At 46.6% G+C, this 24,384-nt stretch carries 24 protein-coding genes; 18 read left to right on the forward strand and 6 right to left on the reverse strand.

Annotated features, from left to right (window positions below):
• The first annotated feature begins 457 nt into the window (after window positions 1–457).
• On the forward strand, window positions 458–1,057 hold the full coding sequence (locus MMB75_RS21095; RefSeq protein ID WP_277510480.1) for a dienelactone hydrolase family protein: 600 nt from the start codon (window positions 458–460) through the stop codon (window positions 1,055–1,057).
• A gap of 58 nt (window positions 1,058–1,115) precedes the next feature.
• Window positions 1,116–2,282, forward strand: coding sequence for a hypothetical protein (locus tag MMB75_RS21100; RefSeq protein WP_052679238.1), 1,167 nt, complete (start codon window positions 1,116–1,118; stop codon window positions 2,280–2,282).
• Between the two features lie 12 nt (window positions 2,283–2,294).
• Here the strand turns inward: MMB75_RS21100 and MMB75_RS21105 are convergent, their stop codons facing one another.
• Complete coding sequence (locus MMB75_RS21105; RefSeq protein ID WP_045245074.1) at window positions 2,295–2,984, reverse strand: ArsR/SmtB family transcription factor; 690 nt, start codon at window positions 2,982–2,984, stop codon at window positions 2,295–2,297.
• Between the two features lie 98 nt (window positions 2,985–3,082).
• Between MMB75_RS21105 and MMB75_RS21110 the strand changes: the two genes are divergently transcribed.
• The 3 genes from MMB75_RS21110 (at window position 3,083) to MMB75_RS21120 (ending at window position 7,025) form a co-directional block, all read left to right on the forward strand.
• A complete protein-coding gene (locus MMB75_RS21110; protein WP_045245073.1) occupies window positions 3,083–3,721 on the forward strand; it encodes a flavin reductase family protein in 639 nt (212 codons plus the stop codon).
• Between the two features lie 152 nt (window positions 3,722–3,873).
• The gene (locus tag MMB75_RS21115) at window positions 3,874–5,142 is read left to right on the forward strand and encodes a homocysteine synthase (RefSeq protein WP_277510487.1); all 1,269 of its coding nucleotides are present in this window, start codon (window positions 3,874–3,876) and stop codon (window positions 5,140–5,142) included.
• 218 nt (window positions 5,143–5,360) lie between these two features.
• On the forward strand, window positions 5,361–7,025 hold the full coding sequence (locus MMB75_RS21120) for a CoA-disulfide reductase (protein WP_045245072.1): 1,665 nt from the start codon (window positions 5,361–5,363) through the stop codon (window positions 7,023–7,025).
• Here MMB75_RS21120 and MMB75_RS21125 read toward each other — a convergent pair.
• Window positions 7,010–7,378: a VOC family protein gene (locus MMB75_RS21125; RefSeq protein ID WP_016819474.1), complete on the reverse strand. Its 369-nt coding sequence runs from the start codon at window positions 7,376–7,378 to the stop codon at window positions 7,010–7,012. The two genes, MMB75_RS21120 and MMB75_RS21125, sit on opposite strands and share 16 nt — an antisense overlap.
• Before the next feature lie 141 nt (window positions 7,379–7,519).
• Here MMB75_RS21125 and MMB75_RS21130 point away from each other — a divergent pair, with 141 nt between their 5' ends.
• The 8 genes from MMB75_RS21130 to MMB75_RS21165 all read left to right on the forward strand — a co-directional run bounded on the left by MMB75_RS21130 (window position 7,520) and on the right by MMB75_RS21165 (window position 14,925).
• Complete coding sequence (locus tag MMB75_RS21130; protein WP_016819475.1) at window positions 7,520–7,852, forward strand: hypothetical protein; 333 nt, start codon at window positions 7,520–7,522, stop codon at window positions 7,850–7,852.
• A 339-nt stretch (window positions 7,853–8,191) separates the two neighbouring features.
• Window positions 8,192–8,314: a hypothetical protein gene (locus MMB75_RS21135; RefSeq protein WP_016819476.1), complete on the forward strand. Its 123-nt coding sequence runs from the start codon at window positions 8,192–8,194 to the stop codon at window positions 8,312–8,314.
• 97 nt (window positions 8,315–8,411) lie between these two features.
• Complete coding sequence (locus MMB75_RS21140; protein WP_045245071.1) at window positions 8,412–8,720, forward strand: LexA family transcriptional regulator; 309 nt, start codon at window positions 8,412–8,414, stop codon at window positions 8,718–8,720.
• A 716-nt stretch (window positions 8,721–9,436) separates the two neighbouring features.
• Window positions 9,437–9,892, forward strand: coding sequence for a MarR family winged helix-turn-helix transcriptional regulator (locus MMB75_RS21145; protein ID WP_045245070.1), 456 nt, complete (start codon window positions 9,437–9,439; stop codon window positions 9,890–9,892).
• A 154-nt stretch (window positions 9,893–10,046) separates the two neighbouring features.
• A complete protein-coding gene (locus MMB75_RS21150; RefSeq protein WP_052679237.1) occupies window positions 10,047–10,925 on the forward strand; it encodes a (Fe-S)-binding protein in 879 nt (292 codons plus the stop codon).
• Between the two features lie 121 nt (window positions 10,926–11,046).
• A complete protein-coding gene (locus tag MMB75_RS21155) occupies window positions 11,047–12,549 on the forward strand; it encodes an HD-GYP domain-containing protein (RefSeq protein WP_031462759.1) in 1,503 nt (500 codons plus the stop codon).
• 173 nt (window positions 12,550–12,722) lie between these two features.
• Window positions 12,723–14,168: an ATP-binding protein gene (locus tag MMB75_RS21160; protein ID WP_045245069.1), complete on the forward strand. Its 1,446-nt coding sequence runs from the start codon at window positions 12,723–12,725 to the stop codon at window positions 14,166–14,168.
• A gap of 37 nt (window positions 14,169–14,205) precedes the next feature.
• Complete coding sequence (locus MMB75_RS21165) at window positions 14,206–14,925, forward strand: NAD(P)H-binding protein (protein WP_016819483.1); 720 nt, start codon at window positions 14,206–14,208, stop codon at window positions 14,923–14,925.
• A gap of 77 nt (window positions 14,926–15,002) precedes the next feature.
• Here MMB75_RS21165 and MMB75_RS21170 read toward each other — a convergent pair whose 3' ends face one another.
• Together MMB75_RS21170 and MMB75_RS21175 are read right to left on the reverse strand one after the other, a co-directional pair.
• Complete coding sequence (locus tag MMB75_RS21170; RefSeq protein ID WP_044787073.1) at window positions 15,003–16,268, reverse strand: DUF4179 domain-containing protein; 1,266 nt, start codon at window positions 16,266–16,268, stop codon at window positions 15,003–15,005.
• Window positions 16,265–16,792, reverse strand: a complete 528-nt coding sequence (locus MMB75_RS21175; protein WP_016819485.1) for a sigma-70 family RNA polymerase sigma factor — start codon at window positions 16,790–16,792, stop codon at window positions 16,265–16,267. Before MMB75_RS21175 ends, MMB75_RS21170 begins: the two co-directional genes overlap by 4 nt.
• A 268-nt stretch (window positions 16,793–17,060) precedes the next feature.
• On the opposite strand from MMB75_RS21175, the gene MMB75_RS21180 reads away from it, so the two are divergent.
• On the forward strand, window positions 17,061–17,441 hold the full coding sequence (locus MMB75_RS21180; RefSeq protein ID WP_013308546.1) for a RidA family protein: 381 nt from the start codon (window positions 17,061–17,063) through the stop codon (window positions 17,439–17,441).
• A gap of 124 nt (window positions 17,442–17,565) precedes the next feature.
• A complete protein-coding gene (locus MMB75_RS21185) occupies window positions 17,566–18,630 on the forward strand; it encodes an undecaprenyldiphospho-muramoylpentapeptide beta-N-acetylglucosaminyltransferase (protein WP_196300133.1) in 1,065 nt (354 codons plus the stop codon).
• A gap of 97 nt (window positions 18,631–18,727) precedes the next feature.
• On the opposite strand, the gene MMB75_RS21190 is transcribed toward MMB75_RS21185, so the two are convergent.
• Complete coding sequence (locus tag MMB75_RS21190; protein ID WP_045245067.1) at window positions 18,728–19,483, reverse strand: tryptophan-rich sensory protein; 756 nt, start codon at window positions 19,481–19,483, stop codon at window positions 18,728–18,730.
• A 296-nt stretch (window positions 19,484–19,779) separates the two neighbouring features.
• On the opposite strand from MMB75_RS21190, the gene MMB75_RS21195 reads away from it, so the two are divergent.
• From MMB75_RS21195 to MMB75_RS21205, 3 genes are all read left to right on the forward strand, one after another.
• Window positions 19,780–20,730, forward strand: a complete 951-nt coding sequence (locus MMB75_RS21195; RefSeq protein ID WP_044787070.1) for a bile acid:sodium symporter family protein — start codon at window positions 19,780–19,782, stop codon at window positions 20,728–20,730.
• 250 nt (window positions 20,731–20,980) lie between these two features.
• Complete coding sequence (locus MMB75_RS21200) at window positions 20,981–22,105, forward strand: NADH-dependent flavin oxidoreductase (protein ID WP_016819487.1); 1,125 nt, start codon at window positions 20,981–20,983, stop codon at window positions 22,103–22,105.
• 109 nt (window positions 22,106–22,214) lie between these two features.
• Window positions 22,215–22,802 (forward strand): GNAT family N-acetyltransferase, encoded by a 588-nt coding sequence (locus tag MMB75_RS21205; RefSeq protein ID WP_016819488.1) that lies wholly within the window; start codon window positions 22,215–22,217, stop codon window positions 22,800–22,802.
• On the opposite strand, the gene MMB75_RS21210 is transcribed toward MMB75_RS21205, so the two are convergent.
• Window positions 22,732–24,384 (reverse strand): response regulator, encoded by a 1,653-nt coding sequence (locus MMB75_RS21210; protein WP_045245066.1) that lies wholly within the window; start codon window positions 24,382–24,384, stop codon window positions 22,732–22,734. The two genes, MMB75_RS21205 and MMB75_RS21210, sit on opposite strands and share 71 nt — an antisense overlap.

A 24,384-nucleotide genomic window follows, 5' to 3' on the forward strand; every position in this document is an offset into this window, starting at 1 on the left:
CCATACGATAATACTGAGAGAATTATATCATAGGGTGAAGATGTAGAATTGATTGGATGAGTGGTGTATGCCAGGTAGCATTTCTCAAGATTTCAACTAAAAATATATAGCGAAATGATCATATTGGATATAGTATTTTCTAAAAAAGGGAGGTTAGGAAGTATGAATAATGCTTACGAAGTGCTCGAAGAGCGAATATTCGAATGGGGAACTTCTAATGATGAAATATAGCGATTTATATCGTAGGGTCCCGGGCAAGAGAGAATAAGCCCTTTGATGAGTTTTCTGACTCGATAAGACGGGAAATGGAAACCACATCATCCCTCAAACCACAATAATCCCAGATACTCCTCCGATATCTGATGAGGCTTTTCTGCAGGTTGTTAATATAAGAGTATAAATATGCGTATCCGGTTGAATTGTTTTCCTATATTCAAACCTGGTAAGGGGGGGCAACATGATAAGCATAGATAAAAAGTCGGACACCCTTATTGTTGTGCTGCATGAGATTTATGGAATTAACCAGCATATACAAAATTTTTGCAGCTTATTATCGGATGAGAATTACGACGTCATTTGTCCAAATTTAATAGGCAAAGAAACGCCTTTTGACTATTCGCAAGAGGAAGCTGCCTATGCCCATTTTATGAAAAATATAGGATTCGAACGCGCTTCTTATCATATTGAAAGTTTATTATTAAGTATTCGAGCTCGCTATAAAAAGGTATTTATCGTCGGGTTTAGCATCGGGGCAACGATTGCCTGGCTGTGTAGCAAAGAAAAATATGTTGATGGAATCGTAGGATACTACGGCTCTCGTATTCGAAATTATTTGGAAATAACTCCACATTGTCCAACACTACTTTTTTTCCCACAGGAAGAAATATCATTTAATGTGGATGAGCTCATTTCAGCTTTAGACAACCATAATATCCGGGTACATAAATTCAGCGGACAGCACGGATTCAGTGATCCGTACTCTCCCCGATATCACGTACATTCAGCTCAGCAATCATTTATCGAAATGGTAGAGTTCTTTAGGAAGGCTGATCAATAAAAGCAGTCGTTTGCTTCCAGCCCACACCTTTTTCACTGTTCTGGGGAAACGCACAGTCATGATGTGCGGATTAGTCATATGTATATACATCATTGACTATGAAAAGGAGATGTATGTGGCTGTGGCTACCTTTTATCAAGCTTTCAAGCTGAAGAGTCGGATATGGCGAACGATGCTCAAACGGAACGGAGTAACAGGGATTGGAGTAGGTTATGCTGATCCCAATAGACCGGCAAAGGGCGCGGCGATAGTGGTATACACCTTGAGAAATCTTTCGGCTGTGACGCAAACCAAATTGCAGGCAGTAACCCATAATATAAGTCAGGCTTCTGCGGTACCTATCCGAATTTTGGGTGTGGGTTCCTTCAAAAGGGAAGCGGCGACTCCTACCCAAACGAACCCACGCCAAAGATGGCGCCCCGTGCCCGGTGCGGTCAGTGTAGGAACAACGGTTCCCACCACTGCAGGAGGAACCGGAGGACTCATTGTTATTAAGAATAATACTTTGTTTATTTTGAGTAATGCCCATGTCCTAGTCCCAACGAATACAAACCAATTTCACAATACCATTCAGCCTTCTCCGGCAGATGGAGGCAGAACGGCGGATCAGATCGGGAGAGCTTTTCAATTTGTCCCGCTTACTACGACAGGTGTTAACTTTCAGGACTCTGCCATAGCTATTGCCAATTCAAATAGTCTGCTTAATCCGAGGTATCTGATTAACCAAAGTGGTGGTCTTATTACCGTGCCTGGGCACTTATTGAGCTATCGTCTGGGAATGACGTTTAAAAGAATGGCTAAAACAAACGGCTTCGCCAGAGGAGTCGTGGAGGCGATTGGCGTGGAACAAAGAGTGAGGGGCGATTCGGGAATCGAGATTTTCCGTGATCAAACCGTCATTCGTTTTACCCAGGGACGAACTGGACCTGGAGATTCGGGTTCCGTATGGCTGAATGACAGTAACGATCGGCTGAACAATTATGCAGCCGCAGTTCATTTTGCCGGATCTACCGATGGAATGCGTTCTGTATCTTTCCCAATTGAACGGGCGATGAGAACCTATGGAACCTTGGTTGCCATTCCGGCTGCTGCTGGAGGATATAAAGCAGGTGTGGCAAAAGGAAAGGCTCCAAAAAACAATTATGCCTATGTCCGGCCATTGACGAGAAAACAAAGGTCCTTGTCTCCAGTCATAACATCCAATGCGAAACAAGAAAAGCATTAGAACTATGATTACTTAGCCGATCTCTATCGAAAATACCTCTTTAAAGCCTCTTTTACCCTCGGCTGTAATGCGTATCGCTCGGGTTGTGGGCAGATGCTCGACCCAATGTAATTCGAATAATCTGTCTAGAAGAGCACTTCCTAAAGCACCGGCAAGATGATGGCGTCGTTCACTCCAATCCAGGCATTTATGTGAGAAGGAGCGACGCTTTTGTCTTGTGTTCTTGAGGTTGATCTGAAAGTCAGCGAAGAAAATCTCTCCTTGTTGGGTGATATGAAGTCCGTCTTGATCCTCGGAAAGAATTCCCTTTTGCATGAAAAAACTCATGATCTGTACGCCTAAATGACCCGCAACATGGTCGTAGCAAGTTCTTGCCAACCGTATGGCCTCGTTTTCGGAGGCTTGCTTGAATGACTTGATTGGAACAGGTGGAGCTATGGACAAAAGTGACTCCATCACCTGGGCAACCTCGGGGTCTTGAATGCCATAGTAACGGTGCCGTCCTTGTTTTTCTACGGTAACGACTTGTGCCTCGGTCATTTTAGCCAGATGGAAACTGGCGGTTTGCGGTTTGATACCTGCCATATGGGCTAATTCACTTGCCGTGTGGAATCTACCATCTAATAAAGCGGTGAGAATAGCTGCACGGGAAGGCTCGCTGACGAGAGAAGCAATCATGGCTACATTCGATTGGGTGCTCATGGCACGGTTATCCCCCTTTGTAATCCATACTTCGATGAAGGTTGAAATGTTTACATTTTACAATAAGGAGGCAGATCTGAACAGAAGGAGAAGAGAACATGGACTCAATGAATCAAATAAATCAATCGAATGTCAGCCCAAGCATACAAACGATAACCCCTAGCATTTTATATTACGGAACTCCTGTGATTTTACTCAACACGCTGAATGAGGATGGAACGACCAATATTAGCCCTATTTCCTCCTCGTGGGCATTAGGAGATTGTGTGGTACTAGGCATTGGAACAGGTGGCAAAGCATTAGAAAATATGGAGCGGCATCCCGAATGTGTAATCAATGTTCCTGGGCCTTCCATGTGGGGAAATGTAGAGCGTTTGGCTCCTTTTACAGGTAAGAATCCCGTTCCAGTGGAAAAAGAGAAAAATGGATTTTCATATCAAAAAGATAAGTATGAGATCAGCGGACTGGCTGCGATTGAATCGAATAGAGTCAAGCCCACCCGAATCAGGGAGTGCCCTATTCAAATTGAAGCCAAGGTGAAGGAGATGCGGATTCCTGACCATTCTCCTTATTTTGCGATCGTCGAAACCCAAGCCATACAGGTGCATGTTCATCAGGATATCATCCTCGGAGAGAATCATATTGATCCAGCAAAGTGGAGTCCGCTCATCTATAATTTCCGCCATTATTTTGGTCTGGGCGAGCATTTGGGCAAAACCTTCCGATCCGAAACCTGATTATTCAACAAAATAATAATATCCTACCTGAATAATGAGAATTATCTTCCCAAATCGTTCTTTTTGTGCGAGAATAGTTGAAAAATCATCCAAGACTACGCATACAGGAAGAGACGATTCATACAGCACGTATAACAAGGGAGGCAATAATCATGTCAGAAGAACGCAAGCTGTCATTCGAAACCCTCGCTGTCCATGCCGGACAAGAGATTGATCCTAATACCTTTGCCCGCGCCGTTCCGTTGTACCAAACCACTTCATATGGATTTCGGGATGCCGAGCATGCGGCTGATTTGTTCTCGCTGAAAGAATTCGGCAACATTTATACGCGTCTGATGAATCCGACTACGGATGTATTCGAGCAACGAATTGCCGCACTGGAAGGCGGAGCTGGCGCGTTGGCCACAGCTTCGGGAATGGCGGCGATTTCCTTCTCCATTCTGAACATTGCAGGAACTGGAGATGAAATTGTATCGGCCTCCAGCCTGTATGGCGGTACATATAATCTGTTTTCTACTACACTACCGAAATTGGGTATTAAGGTGCATTTTGTCGATTCGGATGATCCGGAGAATTTCCGCCAAGCCATCACGGATAAAACGAAGGCCATATTTGCCGAAACGATTGGCAATCCACAGGGAAATGTGCTGGATGTAGAAGCTGTAGCAGCGATTGCACACGAATATGGTATTCCGCTGATTGTGGATAACACGTTCCCAAGCCCCTATTTATTACGCCCTATCGAACATGGAGCGGACATTGTGGTGCATTCGGCAACCAAGTTTATTGGCGGACACGGTACGTCTCTTGGCGGGGTAATCGTGGACAGTGGCAAGTTTGACTGGAAAGCGAGTGGTCGTTTCCCCGGACTGACTGAGCCGGACCCAAGCTACCATGGAGTTGTGTACACCGAGGCGGTGGGACCTATCGCGTACATTATCAAGGCACGGGTGCAATTGCTGCGTGACTTGGGAGCAGCCATTTCTCCGTTCAATTCATGGCTACTGCTTCAAGGCTTGGAAACATTGCATCTGCGGCTGGAAAGACATAGTCAGAATGCCCTGAAAGTAGCGCAATACCTCGAAAGTCACAAGGATGTGGAGTGGGTCAGCTACTCTGGATTGCCGAGCCATCCATCCTATGAGTTGGCCCAAAAATATTTGCCAAAAGGACAAGGGGCAATCTTGACCTTTGGTATCAAAGGCGGGAGTCAGGCGGGAAGCAAGCTGATTGCGAATGTAAAGCTGTTTTCTCATCTGGCGAATGTTGGCGATTCCAAGTCTTTGATTATTCATCCGGCAAGCACAACCCATCAGCAGCTGAGCGCAGAAGAACAGGTGGCTGCTGGAGTCAAACCGGAGCTGTTACGTTTATCTGTCGGGACCGAAGCGATAGACGATATTTTGTATGATCTGGAGTAGGCAATCGCGGCCAGTCAACAGTAATAAACAGTAGTTGGCGGCTAGTTAGCCCAGTGAGATAAGGCATTTTTGCAGCAGTCGCAAGTGATTTGTGATTCCAATCGGGTTTCGTTTAGGGTTTGAGCAGGCGGGGGGTAACCTCTGCCTTTTTTGTTTGTTGACATCATACCCCCATAGGTATATATTATACCCCATAGGGTATATGAGGAGGAGAAGAAATGGGTAAGAGGATAGTTATTATTGGCGGGGTAGCAGGTGGAGCTTCTGCTGCGGCGAGATTGCGTAGATGGAATGAGGAAGACGAGATTATTCTGTTTGAACGCGGTGAGCATGTTTCTTTTGCAAACTGTGGTCTTCCCTACTATATTGGGGGGACAATCCAGGCACGGGAGAAGCTGTTTCTCCAGACGCCTCAAGGCATTAGAGACCGATTTAATATAGATGTTCGGGTGCTGAAAGAAGTAATACAAATAGACCGCGAGCATAAGCTTGTCCGTTACCGCGATATGATCACAGGAGAGATGGATGAGCAGGTGTACGATATTGTGGTATTGTCGCCGGGAGCCAAACCGATGATACCAGACATTCCCGGACTACATGAAGCTACAAATGTATTTACGTTAAGAAACATTCATGACACCGACCTTATTAAGGCATATGTAGATGAAAGGCAACCCAAGCATGCCACGATAATTGGTGCTGGATTTGTTGGGCTGGAGATGGCTGAAAATTTGCGGGAGCGTGGACTTGCAGTAACCGTTATGGATAAAGGACAACAAGTGTTGAATCCGCTTGACCCTGAAATGGCCAAACTGGTGGAACAGCATATGCAGCTGAACGGGGTGGAGATGCGTTTAGAGGAAGGAGTCGCAGCTTTTGAAGAACAGGGTACACGGCTACGTTTGACCTCTGAGGAGATGCTTCAGACGGATATGGTTATTTTGGCGATTGGCGTTGTGCCTGAAAATGAGTTGGCCAAGCAATGCGGATTGGAACTAGGTTTTCGCGGCGCTATTCAGGTGAATGCACAGCTGCAAACCAGTGATCCGTCCATTTATGCGGTAGGTGATGCCATCCAGGTCAAAGACCGCAATCATGGGTTTGCAACGATGGTATCGCTGGCCTGGGGAGCCAATCGGCAGGGGCGTTTGGCAGCGGATCATATTAATGGTCAGCCGATTTCCTATGATGGTGCGCTCGGAACATCCGTAATTAAGACCTTTGCATTGACCGCAGCTTCTACAGGTAACAATGAAAAAACATTGCAGCGGCTGGCTGTTCCTTATCAGGCTATTCATATTCATCCTGGTTCACATGCCGGTTATTATCCTGGCGCGTCACCCATTTCTATGAAGCTGCTCTTTCATCCGAAGACCGGGATGATCTACGGAGCGCAGGCTGTTGGGGCTGACGGAGCCGACAAAAGGATTGATGTTATTGCGACGGCGATTCGCGGCCATTTAACCGTCCGTGAGCTGGCAGATATCGAGCTTGCTTATGCACCTCCTTATTCTTCAGCTAAAGATCCAGTGAATATGGCGGGTTACGTAGCTTCGAACATCCTGGATGGGCTGGTCCAGACGATACAGTGGCATGAAGTTGACGATTTTTACCGCAATGGTGGTCTTGTTATTGATGTCCGGGATGCGATGGAGCTACAGGGAGGAGCGATTCCAGGTTCTATTCATATTCCTCTGGCCGAGATCAGAGAGCGGATGTCGGAAATTCCTCTTGATCTGGAGATCGCGGTATCCTGCCAAGTCGGGCTACGCGGCTATCTAGCGGCCAGAATTCTAACCCAATCCGGATATCGGGTGAGAAACGTTGATGGCGGCTACAAGACGTATTCAGTTATGGCTAAACGTAATCATCTTTTGAAATAGTTCATCACCCATCCAATTTGATTCAGATGATCCGTTACTTCGCCGTGTAGCGCACCAAAGAAGGTATCTTGTAGTTCTACAGTGATGGTGCCTTTTTCGGATAGTGCATGGTAAGCCTGTTTAAGCTCATCCTCACTCTCACAGTCGAGAATGATTTGGACATGCTGTGCTTTCAGTGGTTTACCATAGGAATCGGAAAAATGGATATGGCTGCTGCCCAAGTGCAGTTCGGCATGTAAGAGCCTGCCGTCCTGCTTGTTCAGTACTTTGATTTTCCCGCCTAAAACAGATTGGTAATAGTCAACAGACTGCTGCACATCGTTCACAATGACAAAAGGACTTGCACTTCTCATAAGATCAATTCCTTTCATTTCTTCTATGTAGGTTTGTCTGCTACTATACATTATTTACATTGTCGGCAGGGTTTAGCCCTTTTCTAATCAAATTATGGCTTGGTTCACTGTGTGACGTCTGTTACAATAGAAGAGGTATATATGATGGATAGAAAAGAGGTCGAACAGGTGGGCACTTCAGCGATTTGGGAAGCAGTTATCTATTGGGTGATCTTGGTGATTTCTGCTCTGTGTGTGATTGCAGTATCTGGTAGTCGTAAGACCGCAAGCACAATTATTTTGGCACCCGTTGTTTTGTTCTGTACCATATTTATGATGCAGGGCTCGGTGTTTACTGCTATGAAGCACCCGACCATGGGGGCTAATGTCGGCTTGGGTATGGCGTTTCTGACCACATGGGTGGTCAGCGGAATATTGTTTGCTATAGCGCTTGTGATTGCTTTTATTAAATATAGCAAAAAGAACAAGGCGTAGTTCAGCCTTAACCTCAGATGAACAAAGGCTTTCGGTGATGTACCGAAAGCCCTTTTTGTATTCTCAGTTAACCATAGAGGATGTCTTCGTTCATCTGCGTCTTCTCATGAGCAAAACAACGATTAGCGCAATGATGATCACGATCAATAGAAACTTCATATTCGATAACCTCCTTGATCTGTCTCCTATTTGATATTAACCATTTTTGATAAGTGTGCACCGATGCATCCTAAGCAAGTATCTATTGTCAAATGTTTGGCGAAAATGTGATTGTGGGATCAAAAAGAGGTTTACAGGCTTAGCTGGAAAGTGTATACATAAAGTAAGGAGGCGATTGCCATGAGTGATCGTACATTTCATTTGTTTTATATTATTTTCTTGACGGTTTTGGCGCTTGGAAGCGTTGGAGGAATCTCTTGGTGGTTGCGCTCTATCGGTCGTCAGGAAAAGGAAAAAAACTAAATTCAGCATGGGCATACAAGCCCGTATGCATCTTCCAGTAGGAGGGTGCATTTTTATGTGTTATAATGGGAACATATGTTCTTTAGGAGGGGTAACGATGTTGCCGGATTTGGAACGGAAGCTACTACGTATTTTGTATAATTATTTTGCTCAGCATCGCCATATGCCTACAATGGCTGAATTGTCAGCAAAAACGGGTAGGCGAGACCCTGAAATTACAGCTGCATTGCGACATATGGAACAAGAGCGCTATATCACATGGGAAACTAACACAGGTACCCAGCATATTGTTTTACTGGAAGGATGGGAGCGTCCTTCCAGCTACAAGCCTGCCCAAGTGGAAGCTGGACGCCATACTACCCAAAAGATACAGTCCGGTAGTATGGAATATTGGACGAATTATTAGTAGCCATATAAAGCTGGAAAATTAATGAGTTTTTAAGGTGCATATCATTTTGTTTTAAGAAAGCAAGACTATAATGACCCTATTAACCCCTTTTTGATCAAGCTATAGGCCCTGTCGATGTATCGGCAGGGTCACTTTTTTGTTCATAGATGCGTTTTCCGTATATGAAAAATCCCCCGGGGATCATCCGGAGGATCTGCGCAGCTTGCCTATACTGCACGGCCTGCTCAAACTTCATCGTTTGACGGCATAATATATATTTAACCCCTGCTACCTTGTATTATATGGTCAGCATGTTCATAAGGGGCAGTCTGATTCCTCTGTTCATTTTCCAAACGACAAAAGCCCTACCTCTCTTTCGTCCTTGCGGCTCCGATGACCGCGCCAGTGTGAATGTGAAAATCTTCGGCAAAAGCTCAAAATTCTACATTAGGGTTATACATAAAATTTGGAGAAGCTCCATGCGGTGATAGGAGTATAGCTTCTTGCGTGGAATCCTATGGGGTTAATACATACTAATACAGTATAACAATAATGATTCTAAAACACAAGGGATTTTTGGTTTTTTTGATTGTAGACTGGAAATAATGCACTTTCTGCAATGGATTAGACTTATTTTCATTTGCAGAGAATAGAGGCTGTGATAAATTGCCCTGACAGAGCGTACGAATTTTGAAATAGTGTAGTTACACGAAAGATGGAAGGAAACAAGAACTATGACTGCCTCAAGGAAAGACAAACAAACATCACAGAATAACTCGCCCTCAGTCTGCACATGCATTAATCTGCGTCGTGCCTCGATGGCTGTAACAGGGCTGTATGACCAGTATCTGGCTCCAAGTGGACTCAATATCAGCCAGTTTTCGCTGCTCAAGCACTTAACGGTACTGGGACCGGTAAGCGTAAGCGAATTAGCATCGGAGATGCGACTCGACCGAACCACGCTTGTGCGCAATTTGAAGGCACTGGAGCAAAGTAGGTATGTGGAGGATACATCCGCTGAGGGAAGCCGGAACCGCTGCCTTATCCTAACAGAGAGAGGAAAAGCGTTATATAACGATGCAGCAGAGCTCTGGGAGGAGGCGCAGTTATTTTTACAGGAGTCACTGGGAGGCGCCGATTTGCAGATATTGACCGCACTGTTATCCAAAATTGAAAAATTGAGACTGTGATTAGCCTTCGCCTAATAAGGGAGGTCATGCTGACCTATTCGTGTATATACACGAATAGGGATTCAAATATGTAACGCAGCCATTCATCGGTAACCGGGTATCCGCCAGGAATTCGAGAGAATCACAATAACTTAAGAAGAGGGATGTGGATAGGATGGTAACGCCCGTACCAGACATGAAAGAACTTATCGCAGCCGAGATGAAGGCCTATGTGAGCGAAGACAAGGGCAATTTCTGCGAAGAATTACAGAGCCCTTACTACGAGGAACCGATTATTCAATTTGCAGAGGCCAATGATCCTTTGTTTGAGGATTATAAAAGAGTGGTGGGCCCCGACCATGCTACACCGCAGGAAGCCTTCGAACGGACCTTCGGCACAGGAAGTTTTGGTGGAGGCACCGTTGTCAGTGTTGTGCTGCCGATCAGTGAGACGATTCGCAAGGCCAATCGTGCGCAAAAAGCAAGAGCCTCCAGAGAGTGGGCGCTACTACGGACCTTTGGCGATGAATATTTTGTGCGGTCGGCAAGGCACCATTTGGCGGGATATCTGACTGGACTTGGCTATCGAGCTGTGGCGCCGCTGGATACGGATTGGTACAACATCCACGGTGCCACAGGTGGTCCGGTCTCTAATTGGTCGGAACGGCATATCGCGTATGCAGCCGGTCTCGGCACCTTCAGTATCAACGATGGCTTCATCACCGAAAAAGGAATTGCCATCCGCCTGCTGTCTGTAGTAACGGATCTGCAGGTGCCGCCTGATGTCAGAGTATCCTCGAACCTGAGCCATACCGGTAACTGTCTGCTGTGCAGCAAAGGCATTTGCGGTGTGTGCATTACCCGCTGTCCTGTGCAGGCCATCAGCAAGGAAGGCGGTCATGACAAAATCGCCTGCATGAAATTTGTGTACGGCGAGGAATCTCGAAAGTGGGCAGTGTTAAACGGCGGTGAGGCTGAATCGGGTGCCGGTTGCGGACTTTGCCAGACCAAGGTGCCCTGCGAAAGCCGCAATCCGATGCGGACCGCTCGCTAGTGTTATTTTCCTAGAATTCATGCAAATTGCTCATGGAAGAAGGTTAACTTTTGACGGCTGGACTCCGATATTGAATACAAAGATATTTTATGAGCGTACGGATGAAAAGAGGGGTAGCATTTTGCCGATCTATAAGCGCTTTATTCAGCATGTTATCCTGAACTATATTATAGGTTCATTTATTGCTGTACTACTGGTATGTATGATTTTTGTATTTTCCACGTTAAATGTAGCCCACTATGAGCTTTTGGGTCTTGTCAAAATTGTTGCATTTTCCAGCGTCATTATGATTGTCTGTGAAACCATAGTGTTTCGAATGCACTTAAGACCCGTTCATCGTTTTTTCCAAGGCAATCAGGAGACACTCAAGGATGTAGAAGCGGTGTATATCCGGGTTCATCATCTGCCTAATTTGTCAGTTTTACGTATTGTCGGACCGCATTTGCTAGGCTTCTCTATCCCGGCAGCCGTCATTGCACTATGGATGATACATACTGGACAACTTACCTTTCCCTTTTATTATGTAGGAATCGCCTGTATAGGAGCTTGTCTGGTCGCTTCCATGCATGCACTGGTTGAATTTTTTCTGACCATGAGAGCAATCAAACCGCTGCTGGAGGAGATTCGGGATCGAACCTATCAGCAATATGGATTGAACCTGTCCCTGCGAGGTCGAGTTTTGCTGTCACTTCGGCATAAATTTCAGTTAAGTGCAACGTTAATTGGTGCTTTTCCTCTATTTCTGTTTTGTTTAGCTACGCAGATTCGGCTGGAACGTTTGGAGGCGGCGGATTCCGGCTCCTATTGGGCATGGGCGGGTACGATTTTAATATCTGGTGTAGCCTTTGCTTATTTGGGAGGCAGGCTGCTAACCCGTGAGATCGAACAGCCGATCCATCACTTGTTGGAAAAAATGAATGAAGTGAAGGAAGGCCGCCTGAACAGTAACGCCAGCGACTTGTATTCGGACGAATTTGCGGAGCTGGTCGAAGGATTTAACATGATGATCGAGGGCCTGAAGGAACGAGAGGAAAAAAACGGTCAGCTATTAGACAGTTACTTTGCCACTTTGGCTGCAGCGTTGGATGCGCGGGATGCCTATACCGCAGGACATTCGTTGCGCGTGGCTGAATACTCTGTACTCATTGGGAGAAAGGGCGGCTTGGGCGAGACGGATCTTGACTTGCTGCGTAAAACAGCCTTGCTGCATGATATCGGTAAAATCGGTGTGGCTGACGCTGTGTTGTTTAAGGATGGCAAGCTGACGGACGAGGAGTTTGACCAGATTAAGATGCACCCGGTTATGGGGGAGAGTATTCTTCGGCAAGTGGAGCCGGCTTATGCTATGGCCCCTTATCTGCCCGGCGTGCGCTCGCACCATGAGCGTTATGATGGCAAGGGATACCCTGACCAGCTCTCCGGGGAAGACATCCCACTATTTGGGCGCATCATAGCCGTAGCAGATGCCTATGATGCGATGACGTCGGATCGTCCCTATCGGAAAGGTATGAAGGAAGAGAAGGCGGTTATGATATTGGAAGAGGGTAAAGGAACCCAGTGGGATCCTTACTTTGCCGAATTATTTGTCAAGGAGTGGCGCCGGAACAAAGGCATTCCAAGCTGACTCTATAGATACTCCCACTAGGGCGAGCCGTTGCGGTTCGCTTTTTTTATACACACACGCAAGCCTCTTGGATATGTCGAAAGATGGGGCTTCATGTTATGATGTACGAGTAAGGCAAAATCGGCTAGCATAGGCCTGGCATCCAATTTCTCGCGCAATGGGAGTGTGAATCCATGCAATTTTCAACGATGTTTATAATGAATTTGGGGATGCTGATTGCCGTTGCCTATGTGGCGAACGTGATTTATAAATATGGCTTGAGTCGTACGTCTACGCGGTTCAAATATGTCAGCTCAGTGTTGCTGGTGGTATTTGGCGGATGGGTCAGTTCTTGCTTTGGCTTTAATTTCAATGAAACGGTTATTTTCGATCTGCGTTTTGTTCCGCTCATTATCGCAGCATTGGTGTATCCCCGTTCCTACACGCTGATTATTATTGGGGTAGCAATCGGTCTTACGAGATTTACTTTCGGCCTGAATATGGCGGCGTGGGTCGGTTTTCTGAATATGAGCATTTTGGGCGTATTATGCGCCGGTTTGAACTACTGGATGCGCCGCTCCACTTGGCGCTTGATTATTAAGGCATCTGTAACCATTTTAGCGGTTAATATTGTAAATACGTTAAATATTGCCTTCCTGGGCGTCATTCCCTGGCGCTATTATGTAGCAGAGGTCGTTCCTCTTACACTGCCTATCGCCGTTATCCTCAGCTTTTTATTTGCACTGATATTACGTGATTTTCAGATGGAGCAGCAGCGAAACTATCAGATTCAGCAGGCGAATGAGTTGTTGTCAGAGCAGCGTGATCAGCTGCAAAAGGCAAAGATTATTTTAGAGGAACGCGCCAAGCAGTTGATGATGGCTTCCCAGTATAAATCGGATTTTATGGCAACGATGTCGCATGAGTTACGTACACCTCTTAACAGCATCATTAACCTGGCACAGATTATCAATGAGCAGGGAAAAGAGCTGAATGAGGACGAGCTATACCAGTACAGTGATCTAATTTATGCCTCGGGCCATGATTTGCTCCAACTGATTAATGACATTCTGGACTTATCCAAGGTCGAGGCTGGACACATGGAAATCGTAAGTGAGCCAGTCAGTGTGCGTGAAATTGCGCAGGGGATGATGATGCATTTTGATGTCACAGCGAAGGATAAAAACCTGGAATTCAGCCTGAACGTGCATGAACATGTACCGGATGAAATCCGATCCGATTCCAAACGAGTACAGCAAATTTTACGTAATCTATTGTCCAATGCCTTTAAGTTTACTCATGAAGGGCGTGTATTACTGGAAATCAGCACACAGCATCTGGATCGAAAGGGTCAGGAGGGAGATTGGGTTGTATTTGCTGTAAAAGATACAGGCATCGGTATATCCAAGCTTCAGCAGCATGTTATTTTTGAGGCATTCCAGCAGGCGAACGGTTCGATTAATCGTAAATATGGTGGAACTGGGCTGGGGTTGTCCATTAGCCGTGATTTTTCCCGTTTGTTGGGCGGATTTATCCGTCTGGAGAGTGAAGAGGGCAAGGGAAGTACTTTTTCCCTGTACCTGCCTATGTGTCCGTCCGACAGCAAGGAGGCGGACGAACAGCCGTTTAAATTAACCTGATCGCAATCATGGGACAAGGAGCGTTAGGAGGTATATCATGGAACGTAAAGCGGTCGTTGTGGGTGGCACAGGGCTTGTCGGGGGTTATGTTGTACGGGAGCTACTGGTGCAAAAAGAATACACCCGCGTCATGGTTTTGGGCAGGCGTCCATTGGACATCAAGCATCCCAAGCTAGAGCAGGCGCTCATCGACTGGGAACAACCACAGAAGTCGGCCTTCGCCCTCGAAGGGGTGGATGATGTGTTTTGCTGCCTTGGGACAACGATGAAAAAGGCTGGCTCCAAGGAGCAGTTTCGACAGGTGGATCTGGACTATCCGGTTCTGACAGCTCAGTTGGGTAAAGAGGCTGGAGCAGTACAAATGCTTGCGATCTCTGCGATGGGCGCTGATCCGGATTCACGTGTGTTTTATAACCGTACCAAGGGTGAGGCTGAAGAGGCGCTTGCCGCGATCGGATTGCCTGCACTGCATTTGTTCCGTCCGTCGCTCATTTTGGGAGCGAGATCTGAACGACGATTTGGCGAGGCCGCTGCCACGATTGTCATGAAAGCGCTAGATGGCCTAATGACGGGCAGGTTCGCTTCCTATCGCGCCATTCCCGCTTCGTTCATCGCACGAGCTATGGTACGAATTGCTCTCGCGCAGGCGAGCGGTGTACATATTTATCCGAATGACATCATTCGGGTCATCGGTGCAGAACTAACCTCCGATGATGAGGAACCTGGTACAGGAACGACTCCTGATGACAATGTCTAAAACCACGCTTAGGATTAGAAATGATAATAACGCCGCTGTTGCCCGATCATTCGGACAGCAGCGGCGTTATTCGTGTTTTATGGGTGGTTTGTATTTTGCGGCACATCGATCGTAATTTCTAATTCATCGATGTAATGGCGTGTCCAGTTACCTTTAGCATCGAGTAGGGCGCTACCTCCTGATTGGGTTGGCAAGATATATGGCTTGAAAATGATCTTCTGGGGAGTGTCCACAAAAGGAGTAAACAGTGTGATCATTTTGCTGTCACGTTCTTGGGTATGGGGAACTCCAGAACCGCTCAGCAATTGAAGTTCTCTTCCCTGCTCGTCGAATACAGCATAATCGAGTATATCCAATTCCTTTTTGGTGTACTGGATCGTGTGTCCATTCTTCATGTTATTGTACTCTCGTTCCACGGTGTACTCATCCGGCATATGTGCAATATCGGTCAGCATTTTGAACGATGTTGTAATCTTGGTCGTGATAGGGGTCATTTCTAACTTTTCTACCGTAAATGCAAGATAAGGATTAGATTTGCTCATTTGCGGCTGAAGTATCTTGTTATTTATTTTAGTTTTGTGAACCGTGGTTTGTATGCGGAACGGCTCGAATACACCTTTTAACTTTGCATATACCTCTAGCTCAAACTGATCTGGTAAGGCGGCTTTACCACTGGCAGGGTCACGCATATACGCAATCAGCATAGAATTATTGTCTTTGCCCGGACGACCATACATGAGATTAAAGGCGCTACTGTTGCTGTCGACCGACGTCCCATTGATGAACAGGTCTATTTTCTCCACTATATCCTCTTCCTGCCCTTGCGTATTGGTAGTGGGATACAGGGGTTCATGTTGTGAATCCCCACCGCTTTTTTCCAACGCTACGACCAAGCGTGTCCCGTCAAATATGATTTGAGGTACTTCCAATGTAATACCGCCATGGGTAACGCTGAGATTCGATGAAGTTACCAATCCTTTCTGATCAGCGGTTTGCAGCCCCAGATCCCCAGCGAGCTTGAACACGCTATCGACAAGGGGGACCTGTTTCAATGATTCCGCCATTGTAGGCGAAACATAGGCGCTGCCAATGATCATAACGCCAACGAGCGCTGCAGAAGCAGCGGTAATTGCAGTTCTCCGAAGAAACCTTTTAACGGGTCGATGAGAGGATGAACGGTCGGGTAGCAGGTCAGAATCTGATTCCATTTGTGCATAAAATGCGTCTAGGCGTTGCCTTACCAAATCAGGGATGTCTGCCATATCTGCTTCCAAGTTTTCTTTTTCCAATTGTAATTTCTCATCCAGCTTTTGTTCCTGATTCTCATACTCTGAAGGATTCATTGAAAGGTCACCTTCCTTTCTCCGCGATTTTGTAGCAGATCCATTAATGTTCTGCGAGCACGGTGCAATCGTGTTTTGACGGCACCCTCTGATAGGTCCAGTAGCTCTGAGATTTCCCTGATCGGCATATCACGCAAATAGTGCAGGGAAATCACGGTTCGCATGGATTCCTCCAAGTGGTCGATGGCCTCGCGCAGCTCGATTTTTTCGTATCCGCCCGAGGTGGACGGTTCCTTTATAAATTCCGCGACGGGTACAACCCGTTTTTGCTTGCGGATCATGAGATGGCATTCATTAATGAGAATACGAAGCAGCCATGTTTTAAAATAGCGAGGTTCACGCAGCTCACCCAGAGACTTGTATGCTTTGAGCATCGCTTCTTGTATTGCGTCCGCGCAATCCTCATTGCTGCGAAGAATGGAACGCGCCATGCCATACATATCGGATTCCATCTGTTTCATCAAGGCGACGAACGCCTTGCGATCCCCGTGCCTTGCTTGGTATACGTTTGTTTCGAGATTCAAAGGATGGTGCTCCTTTCCCGTCTATACTAGCTATGATCAATGTAATTGTACCTGTATTTGAATTTGTACAATCTATTGTGTAGCAGGTTACAAGAATTAGATGATACATGGGCGCTAAAGGTTACAGCGGAAATAAAATTATGTAGCACCATCGCAATAAGGTTCTTTAGAGAAACCTAACGTGTCAAACCGTCGCACGGAATAGTGGCTTTGGACTTCACATGCTATAATACGGTGAACCAGTATCAGGAAGGAGAATCCAACCCCTATGAAAAAAACAATTGCTACTGAAAAAGCCCCCGGCGCGATCGGGCCCTATAGCCAAGCGGTAGAGGCAGGCGGGTTTATTTACACCTCAGGACAGCTTGGGCTGAATCCGGCAACAGGTGAGTTCGGCAAGGATGTACAGGAGCAGGCTCGCCTGTCCTTGAGCAATGTACAGGCCATTCTGGAAGCGGCAGGCAGCAACATGAACCAGGTTGTGAAAGCGACTGTATTCCTGAAGGACATGAACGATTTTGTCAGTGTCAATGAGGTGTACAGTTCCTTCTTCGAGCAACCATACCCAGCACGGAGTGCGGTGGAGGTAGCTCGTCTGCCTAAGGACGCACTGGTGGAGATTGAAGTCATTGCATTGAAGGGCGAATAAGTTACCAGGGTTCGTTCATATAATAAATAGTTTGCATGGAACCGGGTGTCACTACTATAGTGGCATCCGGTTGTTTTGAATGTAATGAGTGCTGTTCTTTTATATACAAGTGGAGGTGGAGATGATGAATAAAAAAATAATGTTCACTGGTGGAGGCTCTTCAGGACATGTAGCAGTAAACCTGGCTTTGATTCCTCACTTATTGGAACAGCATTGGAGTGTCCAATACATAGGCTCTGAACAAGGGATTGAAAGAAAACTGATCTCTGGATTAGAAGACGTGTGTTATTTTAGTGTCGCAACCGGGAAATTACGCAGATATTTTGACTGGAATAATGTTAAGGACCCTTTTAAAGTGCTAAAGGGCGTTTCTCAAGCATACCGAATTATAAAGAAAGAAAAACCAAATATTATTTTTTCAAAAGGCGGGTTTGTTTCCGTTCCTGTGGTATTGGCTGGGTGGTTGAACAGAGTCCCCGTCATCATCCACGAATCCGATCTTACCCCTGGATTAGCGAATAAAATTTCCAGCATGTTTGCTACCGAAATTTGTACTACTTTTCCTGAAACAACTGAATATTTTCGCTCTAGGAATACCCGATATATTGGTGCTGTTGTGAGAGATGAGCTAAAAGAGGGGAAGGCGGCCAAAGGGTTAGCCTACTGCGGTTTTACTCGAAATAAGCCCATCATGCTCATCATGGGTGGGAGTTTAGGCTCCAAGAAGATCAATGAGCTGGTTTGGCTGAATTTAGAGGCTTTGCTCGCTCAATTTCAAATCGTGCATATTTGTGGTAAGAACCAAGTGAATGATTCTATTCGTACGAATGGTTATCAGCAATTTGAATACATAAACGATGAACTGGCGGATGTAATGGCGATGGCAGATATGGTTGTTTCCAGGGCAGGTTCAAATTCCATTTTTGAATTCTTGACGTTGCGTAAGCCTATGCTGTTGATACCTCTTTCAAAGGCAGTCAGCAGGGGGGATCAGATTCTAAATGCAAAATCATTTAAAGCACAAGGCTTGTGTGAATTTTTAGAAGAAGAAGAGCTGGAATCTGAACGCTTTGTCGATATGATTCTTCGTTTGTATGAAAAAAGGTTGGATTACATTCACAATATGGAGAAAATTAATACGGATCAATCGACAAGCAAGCTTTTAGATTTGATTAAAGTCTATGCCTGATCATATTTTAGAAAAAACAAAGCAAGCGAGCTTGGGCTAAAATGATTCAGACCCATGCTCGCTTGTGCTTGTTGCTAGGAGATGATATTCGTTTCCTTTAATCCCGGTCTCGATTACGGGCAAAGAATAGCCATAGCGCGTACACCAGGATGATTGCCGACAAGATCCATGCAGCCAGCCGTACATTTTCATTGTGTGGATGCTCGATGGCGATGGCGACATAGGCCCATACAAATACAAGTGGGTAGATGCTGTCACGATAAGGAAAGCTGACCAAGATGGCCAATACGGTGCCAATAAACAGGATGATGATCGCGCATATCGTATCGCTGAGACCCCAGCCACTCCATTCATTCTTTTCCAATGCTACTGCAATGTTGATGATGGTAGCCACAGATACCCAACCGAGATTCAGACTGAAAGGAAGCTTGACGAACCACATTTCTCCGCGAGTTGGCTGCGGTGTACGAGTACGTGTATATACGACGAATAGGGAGAGCAAGTATAAAATAATGACGATCACGCACAGTTCTACGTATACATACTGCCATAGGAAAATCCAGATGATGTTGAAGAGACAGCTCAAAATAAAGAAAATACCGATAGATTGAACGCTTGTCTTGGCTTGCCCTGTTGATGTAGCTTGGTACACGGCAAAACAGGCGAGTAGCACGTAGATGACCGACCAGATGGAAAAAGCGTAACCTGCTGGCGTAATTAAGGTAGGATACATGTTGGATACAGCAGCGGTGCTTCTTCCGCCAATAGGAAGTGTAGAAGCCAAAATATTAACGAGAACGACAGCGATGAATGCAATAATATTCCACCATTTATACGGATGGCTTCGTGACATAGGAATAACTCCTCCTCAACAAATGATGTTCAAAATGACCGACTGGTCACTATCTTCTACTATGAATATACCCACTTTGCTTTCAAATATGTCCGAACGGGGAAAAGTTTCTTGATCCCAATAAAATCATAAAAAGTTGTATGTATATGCATTCATATGTAGTACAATGGTAAAAATTTTAAGCACTATATAAGCTGAAGGAAGAGTTCACATGGCGTGCCAACTATGCAGCCAGAAGATGCTTCCGATGTGCATTTTCTTAAATCAGCTTATATAGAAGTAAGGGGATCAGTAGAATGAGAGGATTAGAGAAAGTAGGAAAATTTGTAGGTGGGACCTTTTCCATCTGGGTGCTTTTATTTGCATGTTTGGGATTTTTCTTTCCTACGGCGTTTACAGGGTTGAAAGGATACATACAGTTATTTCTGGGCATTGTCATGTTCGGGATGGGGCTGACTTTATCTGCGGCCGACTTTCGTGAAGTGTTCCGGCGTCCAGTGGATGTGGCTATAGGAGTGGTAGGGCACTATCTGATCATGCCGTTTCTCGCCTTTGTATTGGCATTAGTATTGCAGCTTCCACCGGATATTGCGGTGGGTGTCATTTTGGTCGGCTGTTGTCCAAGTGGAACTGCATCCAACGTAATGACGCTCTTATCCAAAGGAGACGTGGCGCTTGGCGTATCGATCGCTTCAGTGTCGACGCTGGTTGCTCCACTGGCAACCCCAGCGATGATTAGTCTGCTTGCCGGACGCTGGATGAATATTGATGCGAAGTCGCTGATCATGGATATTCTCATCGTGGTTATTGTCCCTATTGTGCTGGGTGTAATCGTCAAATCGCTATTCCGCAGACAAGCGGAAGCCAGTGTCAAGGCGCTGCCGCTCATTTCAACCATGGCGATTGTACTTATCGTGGCTATTGTGGTTGCAGGCAGCAGAGGCAAGATTTTGGAGACAGGTCCGATTATTTTTGCTGTGGTTATTTTGCATAACGGTATCGGCTTTCTGCTCGGATATTGGTTTGCCAAGCTATTCGGCATGGATCTTTCCAAGCGTAAAGCCGTTACGCTGGAAACAGGAATGCAGAATTCCGGGCTGGGCGCTGCGCTGGCAGCGGCTCATTTTAATCCGATTGCTGCTGTACCGAGTGCGATTTTTAGCGTGTGGCATAATATTTCCGGCTCGTTGCTCGCGACCTGGTTTTCACGCCGGGAGGAGAAAGATAGCATAGCCGGAAGCAAATAAGCGACTGTCAATAGCTGATGTAAAGTGGCTAAATTTCGGACTTTTCGGACAGTTTAAGGGAGGTCAAAAAGGTTGGATTTGACTTTATAGGGGCGGATCATTATACTGTGGTTATTATAACCACTGTATTTAAGTAAGCAACAGCAAAGAGGCTTCGTCATGGAAGGAAAATGACATTGAATTCGTATTCGTTTCATGCTCAATAGCCCTATATGATCTGATCTGACTTAAACTGAAGGAGAGAGAACGAATGAACCCGAAATATAATCCTTTATTTGAAGCTTATACCCTGCCATCCGGTGTTACATTGAAGAACCGCATTACGATGGCTCCTATGACTAACTTTGCTTCCCACGAAAATGGCGAAGTCAGTGACCAGGAACTGGCATACTACCGTGAACGCTCCGGTGGTGTGGGCGCGGTTATTACCGCTTGTGTGTATGTAACTCCAGATGGCAAAGGATTTGTTAATGAGTTTGGTGCGGACAAGGATGAAATGATTCCTAGCCTGCGTCGTCTGGCGGATACGATTCATCAGGAGGGCGCGAAAGCGATTCTGCAAATTTATCATGGTGGTCGCCTGTGCCCACCGGATCAGATTCCAGACGGACAACCGATCAGTGCAAGCGCAGTAGCTGAGGAAAAAGAAGGCGCACCTGTGCCGCGTGAAATGACATCTGACGATATCCACCGCGTCATCCGCGCCTATGGCGAAGCAACTCGCCGCGCGATTGAAGCAGGCTATGATGGTGTAGAGCTTCACGGAGCGAACGGTTACCTGGTGCAGCAATTCTTCTCTCCGCATTCCAACATTCGTACCGATGAATGGGGAGGAAGTCTTGAGAAACGCTTGACCTTTCCGCTGGCAATTGTTCACGAAGTGAAGAAAGTAATCACAGAGCATGCGAAGCGTCCATTTATCTTCGGATACCGCTTGTCTCCTGAGGAAGGACACACGCCAGGCATCACGCTGGATGATACGATGGTGCTTGTAGACCGTCTGGCGGATGAAGGGCTGGATTACCTGCACATTTCCGTAAATCATTTCTTCGGCGGTTCGTTCCGCGACCGTAGTGACGAACGTTCACGTACGGTTCTGATTCATGAGAAGGTTGGGAACCGTGTACCAGTCATGGGAGTGGGTTCCCTGAATACACCAGACGAGGCGCTTGCAGCACTGGAGACAGGTGTACCGCTTGTTTCACTGGGACGTCCGTTGCTGATGGAGCCGCAATGGGTTCAGAAAGTGCAGAACGGTACAGAGGATACCATTCGCACGACATTGTCCAAGCAAGCCCAGCAGGAGCTGGTCATTCCTGACTACTTGTGGGGTGCGCTGACGACTATTCCTGGCTGGATGCCTGTTACGGACTAAATTTTAAATAATAATACCCTAGGCTGCTTTTATGCGCCTGGGGTATTTTCTTGTCTCGTGACTGTGAATTACAATTACGTAGGAATAACACAGAGAGAAGGTAATGATAATGTCCCATGAAACGAATGGTGTGATTTCGATGAAGTCCACCCATCCAGGTCTACAGATTCGGCTTTTACAAGTAAAGGATGCAGAACGTTTATTAGAAATTAGACGCCAACATTTTGAGTTTTTCAAACCATTCGAGCCAGAACGACCTGAACATTACTTTACCCTGGAAGAACAGGTGCGTCTGATTTCCAACGGCTTGGAAGCTGCACAAGCCGGACAGGGATATACGTTTGGACTTTTTTTACCGAAAAATGATAAGCTGATCGGCAGAATGGAGCTGTCTGGTGTCGCTAGAGGTCCCTTCCAAAATGCCAATCTGGGCTACTTCGTAGATCCTGCATATCATGGACAAGGCTATGCTACCTCCGCAGTGCAGGATATTGTCCGCTACGCCCTGAATGAGTTGGAATTACACCGTATTCAAGCTGGAGTCATGCCAAGAAATTCGCCTTCCCATCGAGTGATGGAAAAGGCGGGATTTCGCCGCGAGGGGCTGGCTCTCAACTATTTGAAGATTAATGGTGTGTGGGAAGATCATGTGTTATATGCGATAACGGCTGAGGATTTGCAGAATGACGCCTTCTGAATTCGCCAGGCGTAACTCCCTCAAGTTTTTTGAACACCTTGCCAAAGTATTTCTCATCCTGATATCCGACCATACCGGCAATATGGTGAAGGCGCAGCTTGTCATTCAGCAGTAACAGCTTTGCCTTGCTCATCCGGATCTGGCACAAATAATCGGACAGATTAACCCCGTACTCCTGCTTGAATTTACGAGAAATGTATTCCCGGCTGAGGTAAAAGCGGCTCGCTATATCCTGTAGGGAAATATCCTCGTCATAGTGAGCATCCAGATAGCGGGCAATATCACGGATCGTCGGGTTGTTTGGGCTATGGCTTGGCGTAAGTGCCTGACCGGCTGCCAGCAATCGATTTTCGATCTGTTTTTTCCATAAAGGTAGGGAAAGCACCCCACGGTTGTCGACTGGCAGGGCAGGTATGGAGTTGGACTCATCTGTCAGCTCCTCGCCTTCGGCATCTCCAGGTCTGTCATTCAGCCAGCGAGCCAGCATCCAATCCAGCTCTTGATTCCAGCCAGCGAGCTGCTCTGCTGTAACCGAAGGCAGCACGGCTACGGCTGCCACCCAGTCGCCTACCGCTGTAGATACGCGACTGGCATTACAGCTGAGCGCACTAAGCCGTAGTTCCTCTTCCATTTCAGACAACTGGGGAAGACGAACGGTCTGCCGGGCCGGAGAACTCTCATGTATCCAGTCGGTGGCCTGCAACATATCCCGTTTCCAGAGCGCTTGCCGTGCTTCTTGGTAGGCTGTGGCTGCCCCCATCGGAAAGGTTCCGAAAGAACCAACCCCGATGTGCATATAGCAGCGCAGCGCCGTTCTAATCCCTGTGTGAATCTCCTGCAAGAGCACTGGCCAACGAGCCGGCTCGGCCCAATACAGCAGAATAATTTCGTCCGTACGCTCCAGATGACGGAATGCAATTCCGGTTTGAGAAGTACCCAGAAATTCGTTGCAAATGTTAATGAGGGAAAAGCCTAGAAGCGCGCGGCGCGTTTTATATTTGTCCAGTATATCGGCATCCAGTTGAGTGGTACTCATCACTGCTGCATTACAGATCTGAATAGCTGTGGGAAGACGTAGCTCCTCACGTAAGGGAGTGATGGATAGCGCCGTACCGGAAATGAGTTCGGTCAGGAGTTTATCAGCATAGTGCGGCCTCATCCGGTTGACCTCCATAGCCTGCATGGTCTGCCTGTTCCGGTCTTGCTCCGCTGTCCGCCAAGCTTGAGTGGCTTTACTGAGCGCCTCATTGATCTCTACCGGATCTACGGGCTTAAGGATATAGTCCATGCCTCCCCGGCGAATGGCCTGCCGAACCAATTCAAAATCATCATAGCCGCTGACCACCACGACTCTGGTAGCTGGAGAATTGGCTTGAATCCACTCCATCAAGGCTACTCCATCTCTACCAGGCATTCGCATATCCGTGAGTACCACGGGTGGGGAAAATGCGGTAATGACCTCAATCGCCTGATCGCCTGATTCAGCCTCGATCACCTCGGTCACACCGTAAGCTTCCCAATGTACAAGCATCCGAATGGCGTGACGTACATGCCTTTCATCATCCACAATCAGGACCTTCAT

This window comes from Paenibacillus sp. P2(2022) (genome assembly GCF_029522175.1).
Classification (GTDB): domain Bacteria; phylum Bacillota; class Bacilli; order Paenibacillales; family Paenibacillaceae; genus Paenibacillus; species Paenibacillus polymyxa.